Source organism: Endozoicomonas atrinae, assembly GCF_001647025.1.
Lineage (GTDB): Bacteria > Pseudomonadota > Gammaproteobacteria > Pseudomonadales > Endozoicomonadaceae > Endozoicomonas > Endozoicomonas atrinae.
In genome coordinates, this window is sequence record NZ_LUKQ02000962.1 from 1 (window position 1) to 239 (window position 239).

Genomic DNA, 239 nt, shown 5'->3' on the forward strand with positions numbered 1-239 from the left:
CGCGCCGGTGACATCGGTGGCTGCAGTAATGGTCGGTACATCATTGGTGCCGGTGATGGTCACCGTCACCTGCTGGTCCACGGTGCCGCCATTGCCATCGTTGACCGTGATGGTGTAGGTCTGGGTCAGTACCTGACCCGCGGCCAGGTAGTCAAGGTCGGCATCGGGGACGCTGAAGGTCCAGTCCACCTGGCCGGTGCCGTCACTGGTGGTGTTGTTGCTGACCGTCGGGGTAAAGG

The 239-nt window shown here is 62.8% G+C and carries 1 protein-coding gene; it reads right to left on the reverse strand.

The features are described 5' to 3' along the window. The coding region (locus tag AK963_RS31720; protein ID WP_139117867.1) for a VCBS domain-containing protein at window positions 1–239 on the reverse strand (239 nt) is incomplete at both ends.